We start from the raw sequence: 18,614 nt of genomic DNA, 5'->3' as shown, positions 1-18,614 counted from the left end.
CATGGACATCTCAACCATTGTTGGAGTGCTCGCCGGACTGGTGATCGTCTTCACCGTCCAGATCCTGGAAGGCGGCTCGCCCGGCTCCATCCTTCTGATCCCGTCCATGCTGCTGGTCTTCGGTGGCGCGTTCGCGGCCGCCATGGCCGGTGGTGTTCTCAAGGACGCGACAGGCTTCGTCGGCGTGCTGAAGAAGGCCTTCACCGCCAAGGTGACGCCGCCGACCCAGCTGCTCGACAACGTCGTGAAGCTGGCCGAGCGCGCCCGCCGCGAGGGCCTGCTGGCCCTCGAGGACGCGGTCAAGACGGTCGAGCACCCGTTCCTCAAGCGCGGTCTGCAGCTGGCCATCGACGGCACCGACCCCGACGAGCTGCACGACATCCTGCACGCCGAGGTCGCCGCGAAGAAGAAGGCCGACAACGCGGCCAAGAAGTTCTTCGAGAACATGGGCGGCTACGCCCCGACGATCGGCATCATCGGCACGGTCATGGGTCTGGTGCACGTGCTGGAGAACCTCGACAAGCCCGAGACCCTGGGCCACTCGATCTCCGCCGCGTTCGTCGCCACCCTGTGGGGCGTGCTCAGCGCGAACATCATCTGGCTCCCGATGGCGGCCCGGTTGACCCGGCTCTCCGCGGTCGAGGCCGAGGAGATGGAGCTCGTGATCGACGGTGTCCTGGCGATCCAGGCCGGCTCGAACCCGCGTCTGGTCGCCCAGAAGCTGCGGAGCCTGCTCCCGCCGGACGAAGCGAAGAAGGCCGAGGCCATGGCCTCCTCGAAGAAGGCGGCCTGATCCGATGAGCTCTGGTGGCGGCAAGCGCAAGAAGGCCCATGAGGAGCACGAGGAGCACGTCAACCACGAGCGCTGGCTCGTGTCGTACGCCGACATGCTGACTCTGTTGTTCGTTCTGTTCGTGGTGCTGTTCTCGATGAGCGACATCAACCAGAAGAAGTTCGCCCAGCTGGCCCAGGGCTTGTCCGCGAGCTTCGGTTCGAAGAGCGCCGCGTTCACGGGGAACTACGCCCCGCTGGACGGCGCCTCGAACAACGCGCAGATCGTGCAGATCGACCCGGGCTCCAACCCGGGTGACGGGTCCTCGGGCACCGAGGGCCTGAACGCGAAGCAGAAGGAAGCGGTCGACCGGGCCGTCAAGGCCGAGGACCGTAAGAAAGCTTCGGCGAATGCCGACAAGGCAGTGAAGGAGGCGGAGAACATGAAGGCGATCGAGAACAAGGTCGCGGACGCTCTGGCCGCCGCCAAGCTGCTCAACAACGTGAAGTTCACGATCGACCAGCGCGGTCTGGTCATCACCGTGGTGACCAACGACGTCGTCTTCGCCGGCGACCGGGCCGACCTGCGCCCGACCGGCGAGAAGATCCTCGGGGCGATCGCGCCGACGCTGGCCAAGTTGCCGAACAACATCGAGGTGGACGGCAACACCAACCAGCTCAACGCGAGGACCAAGTACTACCCGAGCGGCTGGGAGCTCTCCGCAGCGCGAGCCTCCACCACGGTCCGGTACTTCACCGGTCACGGCATCCCGAAGAAGCGGCTCAGCGCGGTCGGCTTCTCGGACACCAAGCCGCTGATCGACCCGAAGGACCCGCGCTCGATCACGATGAACCGCCGCGTGGACGTGGTCGTGCTGACCATGCTCACCGCCGACCAGGCCGCGCTGCTGCCCGACGCGGCCGGCTCGGACAGCAAGCTGCACAACGGCCAGACCTCTGCGGCTGCCAAGGCCGCCGCCGAGGCCGCGGCCGACAAGGTGAAGGCCGACAACGCCTCCGGGGCGACCGGCACCACCGGCACGGAAACGACCGACCACAGCACGCTGATCACCGCTGACACCAAGAACTGACTGGGGGGATTCTGATGGCAGACGAGAAGGACACGACCGCGGAAGCGGCGCCGAAGAAGTCGAACAAGATGCTGATGATCGTCATCGCTCTGGCCCTGGTGGTCCTGGGTGGCGGAGGCGCCGGAGCGTTCTTCATGCTCAAGGGCGACTCGGCCGAGGCGAAGGCTCCGGAGAAGGGCATCGTCACCGCCGCGGAGAACACCATCACGGTGAACCTGGCCGACGGGCACTACCTGAAGCTCGGCTTCGCCCTGCTGCAGACCAAGGACACCGGCGCCGAGGCGGTCGACCTGAACGAGGCCTACGAGATCCTGATCGACGAGTACACCGGCAAGACGGTGGCCGAGCTCTCCACCGACGAGGGCCGCACGAAGATCAAGGAAGAAGTGGTCGCCAAGCTGACCAAGGCCTACACGGTCGACAAGAAGCAGGAAGTCATGGACGTCTACTACACCTCGTTCGTGACGCAGTAACAGCCGGCACGGTTTAAGGGCGGGTCTCCTCCGGGAGACCCGCCCATCCGTGTATTACGGGGATAAAGCGGGCTCAGGACTCAGCGGTTCGCGAAGTCCGCCGATCAGGACGACGTGACCACCACCGCACGCACCCCGGGCAAGATTTCGCGCCGTGGCAGTGGCGGAGGGCCGACGGCGTACGACTTCCGCCGCCCGATCAAGCTCTCCCGTGAGCACGTCCGCACCTTGCAGATCGCCTTCGAGACGTACGCCCGCAGCTGTGGCACGTTGCTGACCACCCGCCTGCGCGCGGTCAGCAACGTCTCGCTGATCTCGATCGAGCAACTGAACTACGACGAGTACGTGGCCTCGCTGGCCAACCCCACGATCATCGGGGTGGTCACCCTGGATCCGCTGCCCGGCACGGTGCTGATCGAGATCGCCCAGTCGGCCGTGATGACCGCGATCGACCACATGCTCGGTGGCCCCGGCGGCTCCCAGCCGGAGCGGCCGCTGACCGAGGTGGAGATGCCGCTGCTGCGCGGCCTGATCGAGCGGATGCTCGGCGAGCTGCGGTACGGCTTCGAGAGCCTGGTCGACATCACGCCGCACCTCAAGGAGATCGAGTACAACGCGCAGTTCCTGCGCGCGCACGCGCCCGGCGACGCGGTCGTGGTGGCCTCGTTCGAGACCAAGATCGGCGCCGAGGAGTGCATCGCCACGATCTGCCTGCCGTTCAACACCATCCTGCCGGTGCTGTCGCGCACCGAGACGATCGTGCTCAGCGCGGCCGAGCGGCAGGCCAAGGACAAGGCGCTGCGCAACCTCACGGCCGGACTTTCCGCCGCTCCGATCGACGTGGCTGTGCGATTCCAGCCCATTCGGATGCGTACCGATGACATCGTGGATCTACGTCCGGGTGACGTCGTGCCGCTGGGGCATCTGACCAGCCGGCCGCTCGAGGTGACCGTGAACGAGATCGTGTTCGCGCATGCCGTTCCCGGCAATCAGGGCGCCCGGCTCGCCTGTCTCGTCGTGCCGCCGCCCAACGAGAACTCGTCCAAGGAGTCTGGCCGCTCATGACCGCCCCCACCATCACCGCGCCCCAGCTGTCCCTCGCGCGGCAGGCCGCCGACGCGGCGCTGGCCGTCCTGCCGACCAGCCAAGCCCTGGTCATCGGCGATCCGCAGGTCCCCGACGCGGGGACCGTGATCGAGGGCCAGGCGGTCACGGCGCGTTTCAGCGGCGCGGCCAGCGGCGAGGTGGTCGTGGTGGTCGGCCAGGACCTCGCGGACGCGCTGAAGGAGAGCCCGCTCGGCGAGCTGGATCTGACCGCTGCCGTCCGGCCCGCTCTGGAGGCCGCGTCACGGATCTTCGGGCCGGTGGTGCTCGACCCCGGCCAGGTGATGGAGCCGCAGGTGGCGTTGAGCGCGCTGGCGGCGAAGGAGGGCTCGGTCGCCATCCCGCTCCGGGACGGCGAGGCGGTACGCGCGGTGCTCGCCCTCGCCCTGAGCCCCTGGCCCGGTGAGGACCCGTTGCTGGTGGCCGCGACCGGCGGTGGTGGCGTGGCCCAGCGCTCCGAGGCCGCTGCGGTGGGGCGGCGCGGCGGCCTGGACATGCTGCACGACGTGGAGATGGAGGTCTCCGCCGAGCTGGGCCGGACCCGGATGAGCGTGCGGGAGCTGCTCTCGCTGACCCCGGGCGCGATCGTCGAGCTGGACCGGGCCGCCGGCAGCCCCGCGGACCTGCTGGTCAACGGGCGGTTGATCGCCCGCGGCGAGGTGGTCGTGGTCGACGAGAACTTCGGCATCCGGATCACCGAGATCGTCTCGCCCGGCGCCGAGTAGGAGTCACGACGTTGTTCCGGCTCCTCCTGCAGGTCGGCTTCTCCCTGTTCATCGTGCTGCTGATGATGTGGGGACTGGCCCGGGCGATGCGGCGCCCGTTCGGCAAGAGCCATCACGGCCATCTGGCGGTGCTCAACCGCCAGCAGCTCAGCCGCGGCGCGGCGGTGGCAGTGGTCCGGGTGGCCGACCGGGCGATGGTCCTCGGGGTCACCGACCAACAGATCAGTTACCTGGGCGAGGCCGAGCTCGAGGTGTTCTCGCCGGAACCGCACGAGCACCGGGACCACCTGGTGCTCGAGCCGGACGAGGTGCTCCGGCAGGACGACACGGTCCTGCCGGGACGGCACCCGGCGGCGCCGGCGGGACCGGCGAGCCACGGCTCGATCCTCTCGCCCAAGACCTGGACCTCGACCATCGAGTTCCTGCGTGAGCGCACGACGAGGCGATAGGCCATGAGCGACTGCACCGAACGGCGCCATCCCGCGCCGGTGGGCGACCCCACCGGCGAGGGCCGCGAGGACAGAGCGAGGCGGATTCCGATGAGACGCGCGATGCTCCTGCTCATGGCGGCTGCCGGACTGGCGCTCGCCCTGCCCGCTCCGGCCGGGGCGGCGCCCGCTCCGCAGCCCGGGCCACAGGTGGTCGACGTGGTGGCTCGCGCGCCCGCGGCCGTACCGCGGCAAGCGCCGCGGGCGCCGGCGAACCCGGTGGCGAAACAGCTGCCGCAAGCACCGCGACTGGTGCCGCGGGCGCCGCGGACGTCACCGCCGAGCATCAACCTCAACATCAACGGGACCAACCCGGACGGCAGCCGCCCGGCGTCCAGCCTGGTGATCGTTCTCGGGCTGACGCTGCTGTCGGTGGCGCCCGCGCTGCTGCTGCTCTGCACGTGTTTCACCAAGGTCTTCATGGTCCTCGGGATGACCCGCAACGCGCTGGGCCTGACCACGCTGCCGCCGAACCAGGTGGTCGCCGGGCTGGCGCTGTTCATCAGCCTCTTCATCATGGGCCCGACCGTCTCGCAGATGAACGACCTCGGGGTGCAGCCCTACCTGAAGGGCGACAAGACGCAGTCGCAGGCGTTCGACGACGGCATCAAACCGCTGCGCGACTTCATGTGGAGGACCACCCGGGAGGACGAGCTGGGCCTGCTGATCAAGGTGTCCGGCGCGCCGCAGCCGGCGAACCGGGACGCGGTGCCGCTGACCACCCTGGTGCCCGCGTTCGTGCTCTCCGAGCTGCGGGCCGCGTTCATCATCGGGTTCGTCATCTTCATCCCGTTCCTGATCATCGACCTGGTCGTCTCGGCGTCCCTGATGTCGCTGGGCATGATGATGCTGCCCCCGGTGACCATCTCGCTGCCCTTCAAACTGCTGCTGTTCGTCCTGGTCAACGGCTGGGGGCTGATCATCACGGCGCTGGTCGGCTCGTACCGGACATGAACGCCGACATCCCGATCGCCGAGCTGCTGGCCATCCTGCTGGGTGCCTGCCGGGCCGGCGCGTGGATGGCGATCTGCCCGCCGTTCAACTCGCGGCTCATCCCGGCACAGGTCAAAGCGCTGCTGTCGGTGGGGCTGGCGCTGCCGATGGCGCCGTACCTGCGGGACACCCTGCCGTCGCTGGAGACCTCGGCGCTGCTCGTCAGCGTCGCCATGCAGATCTTCGTCGGGGTCGGCCTGGGGTTCATCACCGCGCTGCTGTTCGCCGCGCTGCAGGCCGCCGGTGACCTGCTCGACCTGTTCGGCGGGTTCCAGCTGGCGACCGCGTACGACCCGATGGGGTACAGCCAGGCCTCGATCTTCGGGCGGTTCTACAACCTGGTCGCGATCACCCTGCTCTTCGCCAGCGACGGGCATCAGCTGATCCTGCGCGGCTTCCTGCAGAGTTTCCGCACCATGCCGCTGGACAGCACGTTCTCCTTCGAGACGTTCAGCCGGCTGCTGGTCAGCGGGATCGGCGAGATGTTCCTGTCCGCGCTGCAGATCGCCGGGCCGCTGATCTGCGTGCTGTTCCTCGCCGACGTGGCACTCGGCCTGCTCAACCGGGTCGCGCCGGCGTTGAACGCGTTCCAGCTCGGTTTCCCGATCAAGATCTTCCTCGTGGTCACCCTCGCCGGTCTGGCCATCTCGATGCTCCCGGGCATCCTGCACGCCCTGGTCGAGCGGGCGGTCACCGCGGTGGTGCGCCTCGGTGGTGGCTAGGTGTCAGAGAAGACCGAGCAACCGACACAGCAAAGGCTCAAGAAAGCAAAACAGGAAGGCCAGATCGGGCGTACGCCGGATCTGGGCGCCTGGTTCGGCATGCTCGCCGCGAGCGTGCTGCTGCCCCGCACTCTCAAGCAGGCGATGAAGCACGCCGAGGAGCTGATCGACAAGATCCCGGACGTCATCCAGAACCCGGATCCGTCCAAGACCCTGGCCCTGTTCAAGGAGGGCCTGTTCGGCGCCGCGTGGGCGGTGGCGCCGCTGGCGTTCACCCTGATGGCGGTGGGCATCGCGGCGGCCGGCGCGCAGGGCGGCATCCGGGTCGCCACCAAGCTCTTCGTCCCGAAGTTCAACCGGCTCAACCCGTTCGCCGGCCTCAAGAAGATCGTCGGCCCGCACGCGCTCTGGGAGCTCACCAAGTCGCTGTTCAAGACGGTGGTGCTGGGCGCGGTCCTCTACATGACGCTCAAGGACATCGTGCCGCAGCTGATGGCGGCCGGCCGCCTGCCGATCACCGCGCTGCTCGCCATCGTCACCGACGCGGTGCTCGCCCTGATCCGGGCGGCCGCGGTCGCCGGCATCGCGATGGCCGGTGCGGACTACATGGTGGTGCGCCGGCGCACCCAGAAGCAGCTGCGGATGACCAAGGAGGAGGTCAAGCAGGAGAACAAGAACACCGAGGGCGACCCGCTGATCAAGGCACAGATCCGGGCCCGGCAGATGGCCATGGCCCGGAACCGGCAGATGGCCGACGTGCCGACCGCGGACGTGGTGGTGGTCAACCCGACGCACGTCGCGGTCGCACTGCGGTACGAGCCGGAGAAGGGCGCACCGCGGGTGGTCGCCAAGGGCAAGGGCCCGCTGGCCGCCAAGATCCGCGAGCTGGCGACCGACAACCGGGTGCCGATGGTGCAGGACGTGGCGCTGGCCCGGGCGCTGAACTCGGGCTGCGAGGTCGGCCAGGAGATCCCGGCCGAGTTCTTCGGCACGGTGGCGCGGGTGCTCGCGTTCGTCATGAGCCTGAAGGCGCGCGGGTCGGCGGCCGGTCTGCACCGCAGCCCCAACCCGGCCCCGGTGTGACCGGTGGGGCCGTTTTGAACCGCACGAGCCCCACCTTTCACAGCAGCCCCAGTTCCGCCATGACGTAACCGAAGATTCGGGAGATTTACTCACATCGCGGGCTATGAGCAGGGAAGATCGGGGCGTGGCGGTGCCACAGGGGTCCCAGTGACGGCGACGGAACGCCGAGCGGAGGTGTCGTGAAAGGCCGGAACCTCAGCAAACTCGCCGTACCCATCGGGGTCATCGGCATCATCATCATGATGGTCGTCCCGCTGCCGACCTTCCTGCTCGACCTGTTCATCGCCATGAACATCACGGTCGCCCTGCTGGTGCTGCTGATCAGCATGTTCGTGGACAAGCCGCTCGACTTCGCGGTCTTCCCGGCGCTGCTGCTGGTGATGACGCTGTTCCGGCTGGCACTCAACATCAGCGCGACCCGCCTGGTGCTGCGCGACGGTGACGCCGGCAAGGTCATCCACGCGTTCGGCAGCTTCGTCGTCGGTGGCAACCTGGTCATCGGCCTGGTGATCTTCTCGATCCTGGTCATCGTCCAGCTGATCGTCGTGACCAAGGGCGCCGAGCGGGTCGCCGAGGTCGGCGCCCGGTTCACCCTCGACGCGATGCCCGGCAAGCAGATGGCGATCGACGCCGACCTCAACGCCGGCCTGATCGACGAGGCCGGGGCGAAGAAGCGCCGCGCCGAGGTGGCGGCCGAGGCCGAGTTCTACGGCGCGATGGACGGTGGCTCCAAGTTCGTCAAGGGCGACGCCATCGCGGCCATCATCATCACGCTGATCAACCTGATCGGCGGCTTCGCGGTCGGCATCCTGCAGCACGGCATGGCACCCGCCGACGCGATGAACCAGTACAGCATGCTGAGCATCGGCGACGGCCTGGTCTCCCAGGTGCCGGCGCTGCTGCTCTCGGTCGCCACCGGTCTGATCGTGACCCGCTCGGCCACCTCCGGAGACATGGGCGAGAGCGTCACCTCGCAGCTCAGCCAGAACAAGCTGGCGCTGCGCATCGGTGGCGCCGCGGCCCTCGCGCTCTGCGTCATCCCGGGCCTGCCCAAGGTGCCGTTCCTGCTGGTCGGCGCGACCGTCCTGGCGATCGCCCAGCGGGTCAAGGACAAGGTTCCGGAGGAGACCGCACCGGTCGCCGAGGCGGTCGAGATGCCCTCCCCGGACTCGCCCGAGTCGCTGCTCGGCGAGATGCGCATCGACCCGCTGGAGCTTGCCCTCGCGCCGGACCTGGTCGACCTCGTCGACGCCAGCAGCGGAGACCTGCTCGACCGGGTCCGCGCGCTGCGCCGCAAGATGGCCATGGAACTGGGCGTCATCATGCCGCCGGTGCGCACCCGCGACGACCTGGATCTGCCGTTGTCGTCGTACGCGATCCGGATCTCCGGCACCGACGCCGGGAGCGGCCAGGCGCCGCCGGGCACCGTCCTGGCGATCGGCGAAGGCCTGCAGGCGCTGCCCGGGCGGGCCGGCGTCGAACCGGTCTTCGGCCTGGCCGGCAAGTGGGTCCCGGCCGAGTTGCACTACCAGGCCGAGCTCTCCGGCGCGACGGTCGTCGACCGGGCGTCGGTGATCATCACGCACCTGGCCGAGGTGGTCCGCAACAACGCCAGCCGACTGCTCGGCCGCGAGGACGTCCGCGCCCTGGCCGACATGGTCAAGCGCACCCATCCGGTCGTGGTCGAGGAACTGACCCCGGGGCTGCTCAGCCTCGGGCAGATCCAGAAGGTGCTGCAGTCGATGCTCGACGAGGGCGTCCCGATCCGCGACCTGGTCCGGATCTTCGAGGCGCTGTCGTTGCGGGCCAAGCTCTCCCAGGATCACGACGGCCTGGTCGAGGCCGCCCGGAGCGCGCTGGGCCCGGCCATCGCCGCGCAGTACGCGACCGCCGGCCGGCTCACCGTGATCACACTCGACCCGATGCTCGAGCAGAGCCTGCTCGAGTCACTCCGGCCCAGCGAGACCGGCGCCTTCATGGCGATCGACGGCATGCGTGCCGAGGCGATCGTCAGTGAGGCCAGCCGGCTCGCCGAGGCCGCCGAGCAGCAGGGCCTCAACCCGGTCCTGGCCTGCTCGCCACAGCTGCGGTTGCCGCTGATGCGACTTCTGCGAGCCGGTTCACGCCGGGTGCAGGTGCTGTCGTACAGCGAGATCTCTGGTTCCACCGCACAGATCGAGACGATAGGGGTGGTGAACGGTGCCTACGCGGGTGCTGCTTGAGGGACCGGCCATCGAGCCGTTACTGGCTCAGGTACGTGACGAGTACGGCTCGCGCGTCCGGATAGTTTCCGCCGACAAGGTACGCAGCGGTGGCATCGGAGGCTTCTTCGCGAAGCAGCACTACGAGCTCTCCGTCGAGGTACCGGATGCACAGGAAGACAGTGAGGACATGGCGCGACAGACGGTGGCCGAGAACGGCGCCAACACCCTGGAACGACTGCTCGAACAGGCCGAGTCCCGGGACCGGTTCAACGCCGAACAGCCGGTCGCCCGGCCGTCGGCGCCGAAAGCGGGCTCCCCGCCCGCACTGGGCCGGCCGGAGAGCCGGGACGCCGGCATCGGGGACACCGGAGCGGCCTTCGCCGAGCTGATGGCCGGCCTGGACGTGGCCAGCCATCTCGGCGAGGCGACCCGTTCCGGGCATCGGGTCCGGCAGCCCGCCGACCCCGAGGTGCGCCCGTTCACCCCGGCGACCGCGACCGACTCGCCGGTCAACGGCGGGGGACGGCCCAGCCTGCCGGCGGCCCTGCCCGGGCGGCCGGGACGGGGGGCACCACCGGGCTCACCGGTCTCACCGGCCGCCGGGCGGGTCACGCCCACCCCGGTGTCACCGGCACCGGTCGCGTCGAACCCGCGGCCGGTCTCGCCGGCGCCGGTCTCGCTGGTGCCGGAGGAGACCGCTCCGCACACTCGCCGGGTCGTCCAGCACAACCCGCAGGCAGCTCCGATCCGGACCGCCGAGCCCAGCGCGGCGCCGCCGCGGGCCGCGTTCCAGACCGCCGCGCCGTCCGGCCCGATCCGGTCCGCCGCCGAGGTCTACGGCCTCCCGGACGATGAGCCGGCCCCGGCGCCGGCGGCCGCCGCGCCACCGGCGCCCGCGCCCAAACCGGCGCCGGTCCGCGCCCGGACGGGCGACCTCGACCCGGTGCAGACCAACCTGATGAGGGTCGGGATGCCCGAGGAGATGGCGCGGCAGATCACCGGTGGGGACACGTACGCGGGCGTGCTCAGCGTCCTCGCCTCCCGCCCGGCCGCACCCGGCATCCCGGACGGACCCGGCGAGATCCTGGTGATCGCCGGCGAGGTGCACACCGCGGTGCCGATCGCCAAGCAGCTGCTCGAACAGATCCACGTGGACCAGACGCACCTGCTGCTCGCGGCGCCGTCCACGGCCGGCACCGGGCTGCACTCGTCCCGGCTGATCTCCAGCCCGGGAGCGGCCGAGTCCCGCGCCGACAAGCTGCAGACCTCGGACCACCCGTGGATCGTGGTGATCGACGCGCCGGTCGGCGGCACCGACGAGTTCTGGGTCAACGAGATGTGCGACGCGCTCGGCGCCACCGCGCTCTGGGCCGTCGTCGACGCCACCCGCAAGACCGCGGACACCGCCCGCCACCTGCGCAATCTCGGTGAGGTGGAGGCGCTCGTGGTGCACAGCGTGGAGCTCACCGCGGACCCGGCCTCGGTGCTCGGGCTGGACGTGCCGATCTTCTCGCTGGACGGTAAGCCGGCCACACCGCACGCCTGGGCTGCGATGCTCTGTGCCCGGATCGCCGCCGAGGTGATGCCGGCCGCCGCCTCACCGCGCCGGGCCACGCGTACCAGCCGGCGATGATCCGACCGTCGGTCCTGGTCTTCGCGCTGCTGATCAGCCTGCCGGCGTGGTATCGCCTGCTCTTCGACCAGCTCGCGCTGACCCAGGTGCTGATCCGGTTCCTGATCGCGGTGCCGATCGCGGCGGTCCTGCTGACCGCTTTCCGGTTCGTGACCTCCGGTTACGGGGTCACCGAGGAGACACCGGCGACGCCGGTGGATCCGAAGCCGCTGAACGAGTAGGACCTCGCACTGGTGCCTTGGGGAAGAGCTGCCAGTGCTCCGGCGCCGGCCCTGAACAGGGCCGGCGCCGAGGTCTTAGGCGTGGGTGTCGAAGCGGCCGGGGCTGACCCGGCGGGTCGTCACCGGGGCCGGCTCGGCCGGCAGGCCGTCCTCGCGGCCCGCGTTGTCTCCACCGCCGCGCCGCCCGCCGCCGGCCGCCCCGAACGGCTGCCGAGCCTGGTCCTGCTGTCCCGAACCCTGACGCAGGTCCAGCGAACAGTTCCCGAACCCGGACTCCTGCAACTCTCGCCGCAGGTCGTCGAGCCCCTGGCGGAGCGCGTCGGTGCCGGCCTCCGTTCCGCCCGTGAGCTGCACGGTGATGTCGCCGTTGCGGATCTCCGCGACCACCTGGACCGGACCGAGGTCGACCGGGTGCAGGTTGACGGTGAGCCGGTGCACGCCGTCCGCGTCGAGCCGCAGCGGGGCGATCCGCATCGCGATCTGCTCGGCCGGCGGACCGGTCGGGACCGGGGTGCTGTTCGCCCCTGCCTCGGTGACCGGGGCAGCCGGTGCGGCCGGTGCGGCTGCCTGCGGGCCGGTCACGCCGGGCACCGCCACGCCGGGCGGGAGCCCGCCGTCGGCAGTGGGCTGGGCCGCGGGGATCGCGGTGGGCACGGTGGGCGGTGCGGCGGCGGCGTCAGGGACGTTCTCCGGCGTACGGGACGAATCTGCCCCTGCCTGTTGCCCGGAACCGTCCCCGGGCTGATCCGCGCCCGGGGCCGGAGCGTCCGCCGCCGGGACCGGCTGCGCGGCGGCATCCGTGGGTGCGGCGACGGTGGTCTGCGCTTCAGGGGTCTCCGTGGTGGCCCGGGCCGGGGAGGCCCAGGCCGGCCGGGCCGGGGTGGCGGTGACCACGGTGGCGGCGGCCGCGGTGCCGGTCGGCGCGGCGCCGGGCTGAACCGGACCCGTCTGTCCGGTGGCGGCGCCGGCCGCGGGTGTGCCGGGAACGCCCGGAGCGCCGGGAACGCCCGGAGCGCCGGTCGCCGGGCCCGTGCCGGTGGCCTGGGCGGGCTGTGCCGGGCCGGCCGCCTGGGCCGGATCGGTCGATCCGGTCGCGGGACGCGTCGCGGCCGGTGCCGCCGCAGCCTGCGGGTCAGCGGCGGCCGCGGCGTTCGGCCCGGCGGCGGCGGCCACGTCCGTGACGGCGCCGATCGAGGTGGCGCCACCGCTGGTCTCGGCGGCCGGCGCGGCGGCCTCCGTCATGGCGACCGGCACGGCCTGCGCGACCAGTGGTTGAGCGGTCGCGACGGTGACGGTCTGCTGATCGGTGGTCTGCTGCTCGCCGCTCTGCTGCGCTCCCCCGGCCCGGCCCGTGGCCTCGGCCGCCGCGGTCTCGTCGGTGGAGGTGGACTCGGTCCGGGCGCCGGCCGGCTTGGCCCTGGCGCGGTGCGTGGCCGCACGGTCCTGGCCGTGTGCCGGTCTCGTCGCGCCGGTGTCCCGCTCGTCGGCGGCGCCGGGCTCGTCGTCCCGGTCCTCGGCGGCCCGGGCGGCTCGCTCCTCTGCGGCGCGTGCGGCCCGGTCGCTCACGGCGCGGCCGGCGGCGCCCGCGCGACCGGCGGTATCCACGCGCCCGGCCGCGCCCCGGCTGACGGATGCGCGTTCGGCTGCGGCCCGTTCCGCGGATGCCCGGTCCGCCGCGGCCCGGCTGACGGATGCGCGTTCGGTGGCGGCGCGGTCGGCCGCGTTCCGGCTCGAGGCTCGCCGGTCGGCCAGCCGGTCGCCGGCCTCCCGGTTGCCGGCGGCGCGATCCAGTTCTTCCCGGTCGCCGGTCGTCCGGTCCAGCTTCGCCCGGTCCAGCTTCGCCCGTTCCAGGCCGGCCCGGTCCAACTGGGCCCGGTCCAGGTCTGCCCGTCCCAGGCCGGCCCGGCTCGTGCCGGGCCGGTCCGCCAGGGCCCGGTCCGCCGCGGCCCGCAGGTCGGCGGCCCGGTTCGCAGCGCGCAGGCCGGCGGCGTGCTCGGCCACCTCGTCCTGGTCGTCACGGTCCAGTTCGGCGGAGAGCGCCGAACCGAAGTCCGCCCCGTCCTCGCGCCGCGCGGCCGGCCGGCGGCCGATCTCGGTCGCGGGCCGGTGCTCCGGGCCTGTCACGGAACTCGGCATGATGATGCGACTCCTCAGCATTCGAAACGGACACAGAACTCGAAAAGGACACCGGGAACGGTTCAGCCGCCCAGCGCGGCCAGCGCCTTCTGCACCTTCGGCACGTATGCCTGTGTCTCGCGGAACGGCGGGATGCCGCCGTACTTGTGCACCGCGCCACCGCCCGCGTTGTACGCGGCGAGCGCCAGCGGCATCGACTTGAACTCCTTCAGCAGGCCCTTCAACATCCTCGCGGCGCCGTCGACGGCCTGCTCCGGGTTGAACGGGTCGTCCACCCCGAGCCCCTTCGCGGTACCCGGCATGAGCTGCATCATTCCCCGCGCGCCGGCCGGGCTGACCGCCTTCGGGTTGTACCCGGACTCGACCTTCGCGACGGCGGCCAGCAGCTTCGGGTCCACGCCGTGCTTCGCGCCGGCCTTCAGGAACAGATCCGCGTACGGCACCCCGGTCAGCCCGCCGCCCGCGACCGCCCCACGCAGCCCGGCCGGGCGCAACGCCGACATGTCCTGCACCGCGGCCGCCGGCACGTTGTCGATGATCCGCCGGATCGTGCTCGGCTTCTCGTAGACCGACTCGACCTTCACGTGGTCGCCCGGCTTCGGCGCGGCGATCATCTTGTTGTCGCCGATGTAGATGGCCACGTGGTGCACGGGCGAGCCGAACGCCAGCACGTCACCCGGCTTCGCGTCGCCCAGGCTCGCCACCGGGCGGCCCGCGGTCGCCTGCTGCCACGAGTTGCGCGGCAGCTTCACGCCCAGGTCCTCGTACACCTGCTGGACCAGGCCGGAGCAGTCCAGCCCCTTCTTCGGGTCGGTGCCGCCGAAGACGTACGGCGTGCCCAGGTACTTGCGGGCCGCGCTCACCACGTCGCCGCCGCTCGGCCCGGCGGGCGTTCCGGGGGTCCGCGGTGAACCGGTGGCCTTGGCGAGCGCCGACGCGAACTTGTCACCCGACGCGCCGGTGCCGGCGGTGGGCGGCGGCGGGGTGAGGCCGAGCTGTTCTTGCAACTCGGAGATGCGCGACATCACGCCGCTGACCCCGAAGCTCATACCGTCACCTCCGTCGCATGCCACCGTCGCCATGAGCCCGCACCCTCGCTCATGCATCCCTCCCGTTCTCGTCCGAACTCGGCGTCTCCACGCCACGGGCGGCATTCCGTGCCTTCGAGGTGACCGCCAACTCGTCGAGGTTGGCCTGGTCGGTGCGCAGATCGTGGGCCTTGACCATGTCGGCGTGCCGCTCGGAGAGCATCTCCACGGCGCGTCTGCGCTTCGCGGCGTCGGTGAGCGCGGCCATCTTCTCCCGCTCGACCTCCTCGGCGTCGTTCACCATCCGCTGCGCGCCGAACACCCCGGCCGCCAGCGACTGCCGCGCCACCAGGGCGGCCACCATCGCCCGGGCCGAGCCCTCGGACGGGGCGTCCTGCCCGACCAGGTCCAGCTGCCGGCGCTTCACCAGGGCCTGCGCTTCCCGGATCTCCTGCCGCGACTGGATCACCTCCCCACGGGCGGCGTCCTCCTGCGCCTTACGCGCACGCAGCACCGGAGTGAGACGGAAGATGCGGTTCACGTTGGCCTCCTAGCGGGGCGACGGGCCCTCACCTTCCCGCTTCGGCCTCCGGCCGGATCCGCTGAGCCCCTGCACCCAACCCGCAACGACCGCGCACCTCGCGACGCCCGCCGTGTTCCCTGCCCGGCCCGCGACGCCCTCATGTCGCCTTTCCACCAGTACGCCGTGACTGTCCCCTGCGACGGCTGGGGTGGCCGGGTTCCGGCGGGTGTCGCGGTCCCGGCTGGCTTTCCGGGGTCCTTCCCGCTCTCGAAACACCCCTCAGGGCCAGCCGGGACGTCGCGGCGCGCTGCTGTCCGGAGCGGCAGCGGGGCCGCGCGGGATCGGTACGGGACGAGGCGAGTGGCGGGCGACTCGTCGCCGTACGGGCAGATCTCTGTCGGTAGTGACCGGAAGCGGTCAGGTGGTGGCGAGCAATGCCCGCAGCGCAGCCCAGGCGTCATCGGCCGTGACCCGTTCGTCGAGGTCCTGGCGGAGGAAGGCGCTGATCTGCGGCCAGGCCGCATTGGCCCGGTCGGCCTCCGGGTTCGTGCCGGGCGCGTAGGCGCCGATCTCGACCAGCTCACGGACCTCGCGATGGGCGGCCATCAGGCGGCGCAGCTCGGTGGCGTCCGCGCGCTGCTCCCGCGACGTGATCTTGTTGGCCACGCGGGAGATCGAGTCGAGCGCCTGAATGCTGGGGAAGTGTCCGGCCGTGGCCAGTTTGCGGTCCAGGACGATGTGGCCGTCGAGGATCGAGCGGGCCGCGTCGGCGATCGGCTCGTTGTGGTCGTCGCCCTCGACCAGGACCGTGTAGAGGCCGGTGATGCTGCCGCGTGCGCCCGGCCCGGCGCGTTCCAGCAGGCTGGCCAGCATGGCGAAGACGGACGGGGGATAGCCGCGGGTGGCGGGTGGCTCGCCGACCGAGAGGCCGACCTCGCGCTGGGCCATCGCGGCGCGCGTCACGCTGTCCATCATGAGCAGGACGTCGGCGCCCTCGTCGCGGTAGTACTCGGCGATCCGGGTGGCGACCGAGCCGGCCCGCAGGCGGACCAGCGGCGGCGTGTCCGAGGTGGCGATCACCACGACCGAGCGGGCCAGGCCTTCCGGGCCGAGGTCGTGCTCGATGAACTCGCGGACCTCACGGCCGCGCTCGCCGACCAGCGCGACCACGTTCAGCTCGGCCGAGGTGCCGCGGGTGATCATGCTCATCAGGGTGGACTTGCCGACGCCGGAGCCGGCGAAGATGCCGATGCGCTGGCCGCGGCCGCACGGGACGAGCGTGTCCAGGACGCGTACGCCCAGGGACATCGGCTTGTCGACGAGTTGCCGTTCCATCGCCGAGGGCGGCGCCTGCTCGATCCCGACCAGTTCACCGCGCAGCGGCGGGCCGCCGTCCATCGGGCGGCCGAGGCCGTCGAGGATGCGTCCGCGCAGGTCCGGGCCGACGGAGATGCGCAGCGGCCCGCCCGTGCTCACGGCCGGGGTGCCGGCGCCGATCCCGGCGATCGGGCCCAGCGGCAGGCAGTTGAGCTGCTGACCGTCGAGCGCCGCCACCTCGGCGAGCACCGCGTCGGGCCCGCTGCCGATCTGCAGCAGCTCGCCGACGCGTGCCTCCAGCCCGCTGACGGTGACTCGCAGGCCGACCGCGCCGGTGACCCGGCCGGAGACCGTGGGCCGGGCCGCGGCCACGGCGGCCCGCATGCGGTGCTGGAAGACGTCGGTCATATCCGCAGCGCCTCCCGGGCTCGGGCGATGGCCGCCTCGATGGTCGCGTCGACGGTCGCGGTGCCGGTCTCGGCCGTCGCGTCGCCGGGGTGCAGGGACGGGTCGGCGACCAGGCTGATCCGGCGGCCCTGGTAGTCGAAGACGCCGTCGCTGTCGCCGACCAGGTTGGCGTAGTCCTCGGGGTGCAACCGGACCACCACGTTGCCGTGTTCGGGGGCGGCGGTCATCGCCCGGCGCAGCGCGTCCCGGCCGCGTTCCGGATCGTCGAGCAGGGTGCGCCCGACGATCCCCTCGGCCAGCTCGAACGCGCTGGCCAGCACGAGCTCCTGCAGCTCGGTGAAGGTGGGCATGAGCTGGTTCTCCAGCTCGGTGACGGCCCGGCCGAGCGCGTTGACGGCGTGCGCCAGGGCGGCCGACCGGCGCTGCTCGTGGTGTTCCTCGGCGGCGTGCGCACGGGCGGCGGCCTCCTCGGCGGCCGCCACGGCGTCGCGTTTGCCCTGGGCCCAGCCCTCGGCGTAGCCGGTGGTCCGGGCCGCCATCCGTTCTTCCTCGAGGACCTTCGGATTGCCCGGCTCGGGCAGCCGCAGGTCGGTGGCGAACTGGGCGGCGGCGACGTTCTGGGCGGTCACGCCGCGCAGGACCGGGCTGTCAGGCGATGAGCTCATCGGCCTCGCCACCGCGCTGGATCTCGATCTGGCCGGAGTCCTCCAGGGTGCGGATGACGCTGACGATCTTGGCCTGGGACTCCTCGACCATCTTGACCTTGACCGGGCCGAGCAGGTCCATCTCCTCGAGCAGGTTCTCCCGGCCGCGTTCGGACAGGTTCTTGGTGACCTTGTCCCGCACGTTCTCCGGGACGCCCTTGAGGGCGGTGGCCAGATCGGCCGGCTCCACCTGGCGCAGGATGAGCTGCACCGCGCGGTCCTCCAGGTTGATGATGTCCTCGAACATGAACATCCGGCGGCGGATCTCCTCGGCCAGCTCCGGGCTGCGGGCGTCCAGCGCTTCCAGGATGAGTCGCTCGGTGGTGCGGTCGGCCCGGTTGATGATCTCGACCAGGGGCGCGAGGCCGCCGACCGTGGAGAGCTCGTCGGGCTGGAGCACGCTGGACAGCTTGCGCTGCAGCGCGCTCTCCACCTGGCGGATGATGTCCGGCGAGGTGCGGTCCATGATCGCGATGCGGTGCGCCACCTCGGTCTGCACCTCCAGCGGCAGGCCCGCCAGGATCGACGAGGCCAGGCCGGCCGGGATGTGGGCGAGCACCAGCGCGATCGTCTGCGGGTGCTCGTACTGCACGTAGGAGAGGAGTTGCCGCGGGTCCGCGTTGCTCAGGAAGTTGAACGGGATGTCGTTCATCGACGCTTCGAGCCGGTCGAGGATCAGCGCCGCCCGCTCCTTGCCGAGCGACGCCTCCAGCAGCTCCCGGGCGTAGTCCATGCCGCCCGACCCGGCGAACCGGGTGGTCGCCATGGCGTAGAACTCGTCCATCACGTCGTCGACCTGAACGGGGTCGAGTTTGCCCAGCCGCGCGACTTCCGCGGAGAGCGCCTCGACCTCCTTCTCCGACATGTTCGCCAGCACCTGCGCGGATTGTTCCCTGCCGAACTGGATCAGCATGATCGCGGCTTTACGAACGCCCGTCATGTTGAGCGTGGTGAGCGCGGGTGTGGTCAACGCGTACTCCTAGAACCGTC

At 71.2% G+C, this 18,614-nt stretch carries 18 protein-coding genes; 12 read left to right on the top strand and 6 right to left on the bottom strand.

Features of this window, described 5'->3' with window-relative positions:
• Position 1: 1 nt before the first annotated feature.
• The 12 genes from Acy02nite_RS21845 to Acy02nite_RS21790 all read left to right on the top strand — a co-directional run bounded on the left by Acy02nite_RS21845 (position 2) and on the right by Acy02nite_RS21790 (position 11,508).
• Positions 2 to 793, top strand: a complete 792-nt coding sequence (locus Acy02nite_RS21845; RefSeq protein WP_203743344.1) for a flagellar motor protein — start codon at positions 2 to 4, stop codon at positions 791 to 793.
• Positions 794 to 797: 4 nt separating this feature from the next.
• Complete coding sequence (locus Acy02nite_RS21840) at positions 798 to 1,862, top strand: flagellar motor protein MotB (protein ID WP_203743342.1); 1,065 nt, start codon at positions 798 to 800, stop codon at positions 1,860 to 1,862.
• Between the two features lie 14 nt (positions 1,863 to 1,876).
• Positions 1,877 to 2,335, top strand: a complete 459-nt coding sequence (locus Acy02nite_RS21835; RefSeq protein ID WP_203743341.1) for a flagellar basal body-associated FliL family protein — start codon at positions 1,877 to 1,879, stop codon at positions 2,333 to 2,335.
• 114 nt (positions 2,336 to 2,449) lie between these two features.
• Positions 2,450 to 3,400 carry a flagellar motor switch protein FliM gene (locus Acy02nite_RS21830; protein ID WP_203743339.1) on the top strand — a complete coding sequence of 317 codons (951 nt, stop codon included), beginning with the start codon at positions 2,450 to 2,452 and terminating at the stop codon, positions 3,398 to 3,400.
• The gene (gene fliN / locus Acy02nite_RS21825) at positions 3,397 to 4,164 is read left to right on the top strand and encodes a flagellar motor switch protein FliN (RefSeq protein ID WP_203743337.1); all 768 of its coding nucleotides are present in this window, start codon (positions 3,397 to 3,399) and stop codon (positions 4,162 to 4,164) included. The genes Acy02nite_RS21830 and fliN overlap by 4 nt, the downstream gene beginning before the upstream one ends.
• Before the next feature lie 11 nt (positions 4,165 to 4,175).
• The gene (locus Acy02nite_RS21820) at positions 4,176 to 4,613 is read left to right on the top strand and encodes a flagellar biosynthetic protein FliO (RefSeq protein WP_203743335.1); all 438 of its coding nucleotides are present in this window, start codon (positions 4,176 to 4,178) and stop codon (positions 4,611 to 4,613) included.
• Positions 4,614 to 4,703: 90 nt separating this feature from the next.
• Positions 4,704 to 5,606, top strand: a complete 903-nt coding sequence (fliP, locus tag Acy02nite_RS21815) for a flagellar type III secretion system pore protein FliP (protein ID WP_203743333.1) — start codon at positions 4,704 to 4,706, stop codon at positions 5,604 to 5,606.
• A complete protein-coding gene (locus Acy02nite_RS21810; protein ID WP_203743331.1) occupies positions 5,603 to 6,367 on the top strand; it encodes a flagellar biosynthetic protein FliR in 765 nt (254 codons plus the stop codon). Before fliP ends, Acy02nite_RS21810 begins: the two co-directional genes overlap by 4 nt.
• Entirely contained in the window at positions 6,368 to 7,450 is a 1,083-nt protein-coding gene (locus Acy02nite_RS21805) for an EscU/YscU/HrcU family type III secretion system export apparatus switch protein (RefSeq protein WP_203743329.1), read from the top strand.
• Between the two features lie 179 nt (positions 7,451 to 7,629).
• Positions 7,630 to 9,672, top strand: coding sequence for a flagellar biosynthesis protein FlhA (gene flhA / locus Acy02nite_RS21800; RefSeq protein WP_203743327.1), 2,043 nt, complete (start codon positions 7,630 to 7,632; stop codon positions 9,670 to 9,672).
• Entirely contained in the window at positions 9,662 to 11,287 is a 1,626-nt protein-coding gene (locus Acy02nite_RS21795) for a hypothetical protein (protein WP_239175067.1), read from the top strand. Before flhA ends, Acy02nite_RS21795 begins: the two co-directional genes overlap by 11 nt.
• Complete coding sequence (locus Acy02nite_RS21790; protein ID WP_203743324.1) at positions 11,284 to 11,508, top strand: hypothetical protein; 225 nt, start codon at positions 11,284 to 11,286, stop codon at positions 11,506 to 11,508. Before Acy02nite_RS21795 ends, Acy02nite_RS21790 begins: the two co-directional genes overlap by 4 nt.
• A gap of 75 nt (positions 11,509 to 11,583) precedes the next feature.
• On the opposite strand, the gene Acy02nite_RS21785 is transcribed toward Acy02nite_RS21790, so the two are convergent.
• The 6 genes from Acy02nite_RS21785 to fliG all read right to left on the bottom strand — a co-directional run bounded on the left by Acy02nite_RS21785 (position 11,584) and on the right by fliG (position 18,594).
• Positions 11,584 to 13,644 (bottom strand): flagellar hook-length control protein FliK, encoded by a 2,061-nt coding sequence (locus Acy02nite_RS21785; protein ID WP_203743322.1) that lies wholly within the window; start codon positions 13,642 to 13,644, stop codon positions 11,584 to 11,586.
• A gap of 62 nt (positions 13,645 to 13,706) precedes the next feature.
• The gene (locus tag Acy02nite_RS21780; RefSeq protein ID WP_203743320.1) at positions 13,707 to 14,693 is read right to left on the bottom strand and encodes a transglycosylase SLT domain-containing protein; all 987 of its coding nucleotides are present in this window, start codon (positions 14,691 to 14,693) and stop codon (positions 13,707 to 13,709) included.
• 49 nt (positions 14,694 to 14,742) lie between these two features.
• Complete coding sequence (locus Acy02nite_RS21775; protein WP_203743318.1) at positions 14,743 to 15,213, bottom strand: flagellar export protein FliJ; 471 nt, start codon at positions 15,211 to 15,213, stop codon at positions 14,743 to 14,745.
• A 399-nt stretch (positions 15,214 to 15,612) separates the two neighbouring features.
• Positions 15,613 to 16,920, bottom strand: a complete 1,308-nt coding sequence (locus Acy02nite_RS21770; protein WP_203743316.1) for a FliI/YscN family ATPase — start codon at positions 16,918 to 16,920, stop codon at positions 15,613 to 15,615.
• On the bottom strand, positions 16,917 to 17,585 hold the full coding sequence (locus Acy02nite_RS21765) for a FliH/SctL family protein (protein WP_203743314.1): 669 nt from the start codon (positions 17,583 to 17,585) through the stop codon (positions 16,917 to 16,919). Before Acy02nite_RS21765 ends, Acy02nite_RS21770 begins: the two co-directional genes overlap by 4 nt.
• The gene (fliG, locus tag Acy02nite_RS21760; RefSeq protein WP_203743312.1) at positions 17,569 to 18,594 is read right to left on the bottom strand and encodes a flagellar motor switch protein FliG; all 1,026 of its coding nucleotides are present in this window, start codon (positions 18,592 to 18,594) and stop codon (positions 17,569 to 17,571) included. Before fliG ends, Acy02nite_RS21765 begins: the two co-directional genes overlap by 17 nt.
• Between the last annotated feature and the right edge of the window lie 20 nt (positions 18,595 to 18,614).

Origin of the sequence: Actinoplanes cyaneus (assembly GCF_016862095.1) — a bacterium.
In the GTDB taxonomy this organism is placed as follows: Bacteria; Actinomycetota; Actinomycetes; order Mycobacteriales; family Micromonosporaceae; genus Actinoplanes; species Actinoplanes cyaneus.
The sequence above is the reverse complement of the archived record's forward strand: the minus strand, read 5'-3'. Positions and strand labels throughout refer to the sequence as shown.

What these genes read in the sequence shown, in the direction of transcription:
- Acy02nite_RS21810 (WP_203743331.1), top strand. Translation starts at nt 5,603, where the DNA reads ATGAACGCCGACATCCCGATCGCCGAGCTGCTGGCCATCCTGCTGGGT.
- Acy02nite_RS21840 (WP_203743342.1), top strand. Translation starts at nt 798, where the DNA reads ATGAGCTCTGGTGGCGGCAAGCGCAAGAAGGCCCATGAGGAGCACGAG.
- Acy02nite_RS21770 (WP_203743316.1), bottom strand. Translation starts at nt 16,920, where the DNA reads ATGACCGACGTCTTCCAGCACCGCATGCGGGCCGCCGTGGCCGCGGCC.
- fliN (WP_203743337.1), top strand. Translation starts at nt 3,397, where the DNA reads ATGACCGCCCCCACCATCACCGCGCCCCAGCTGTCCCTCGCGCGGCAG.
- Acy02nite_RS21835 (WP_203743341.1), top strand. Translation starts at nt 1,877, where the DNA reads ATGGCAGACGAGAAGGACACGACCGCGGAAGCGGCGCCGAAGAAGTCG.
- fliP (WP_203743333.1), top strand. Translation starts at nt 4,704, where the DNA reads ATGAGACGCGCGATGCTCCTGCTCATGGCGGCTGCCGGACTGGCGCTC.
- Acy02nite_RS21780 (WP_203743320.1), bottom strand. Translation starts at nt 14,693, where the DNA reads ATGAGCTTCGGGGTCAGCGGCGTGATGTCGCGCATCTCCGAGTTGCAA.
- Acy02nite_RS21785 (WP_203743322.1), bottom strand. Translation starts at nt 13,644, where the DNA reads ATGCCGAGTTCCGTGACAGGCCCGGAGCACCGGCCCGCGACCGAGATC.
- Acy02nite_RS21845 (WP_203743344.1), top strand. Translation starts at nt 2, where the DNA reads ATGGACATCTCAACCATTGTTGGAGTGCTCGCCGGACTGGTGATCGTC.
- Acy02nite_RS21765 (WP_203743314.1), bottom strand. Translation starts at nt 17,585, where the DNA reads ATGAGCTCATCGCCTGACAGCCCGGTCCTGCGCGGCGTGACCGCCCAG.
- Acy02nite_RS21790 (WP_203743324.1), top strand. Translation starts at nt 11,284, where the DNA reads ATGATCCGACCGTCGGTCCTGGTCTTCGCGCTGCTGATCAGCCTGCCG.